The following is a 575-nucleotide window of genomic DNA, read 5'->3' as shown; positions in this document are numbered from 1 at the left end:
AACTACGTTATGAAACTTGGCAAGGAGCTGCGATTGCCTGCTTTTCATGCCTTGTTGATGTGGTTTTAGCGAATAACGCAATGTATGGTTGAAATGTCACCAGACCCTAATATTTTATTGGAAATGGCTAGAAAATGAAGAATTAAAAGGGAGATAAAGTTGGAAGTATTCTTATCTGTATAAATCAAGGATTCCAAATCCCTTTGGAATCCTCGTGTTTAGGAAATTTTGTCATTAGGCTTTTAAATGATCTTCGAATTCTTCACCCAACTGCATTGCTAAAGCATTACCAGAGAGATCGCCTGTCACCAAACCATATTCTTTTTTAAAGCTAAAGGTAAAACCACGGTTATCTGTCAGATTCTTAACTGAATATCCCAATTTTTCTAACCAAATACGGAAAGCCAATACGTTTTTTGCTTTAACAACTCTGTTTTTCATGACAGATCTCCTTGTGAACATGTATTTATTAATAAGGGTCAGATAATTTTTTTTAAAGGGGCATTGCATAGAATTATTTTGCCACGTGTAAGTAATGTAAAATTAGCGTAATTTTTCTAGGTATAATGTTATCT

General features: G+C 34.1%; 1 protein-coding gene. It reads right to left on the bottom strand.

Annotated elements, in window-relative coordinates; translation table 11 throughout:
- Positions 1–234: 234 nt before the first annotated feature.
- A complete protein-coding gene (locus tag AWW72_RS17695; protein ID WP_004771531.1) occupies positions 235–441 on the bottom strand; it encodes a hypothetical protein in 207 nt (68 codons plus the stop codon).
- Between the last annotated feature and the right edge of the window lie 134 nt (positions 442–575).

Origin of the sequence: Acinetobacter sp. NRRL B-65365 (assembly GCF_001605865.1) — a bacterium.
GTDB classification, from domain to species: Bacteria; Pseudomonadota; Gammaproteobacteria; order Pseudomonadales; family Moraxellaceae; genus Acinetobacter; species Acinetobacter vivianii.
Note: the sequence above shows the minus strand (reverse complement) of the source record. Positions and strands in the feature narration are given on the sequence as shown.

Excerpts from the sequence above, each read along its gene's own strand:
- AWW72_RS17695 (WP_004771531.1), bottom strand. The coding sequence starts at position 441 with ATGAAAAACAGAGTTGTTAAAGCAAAAAACGTATTGGCTTTCCGTATT.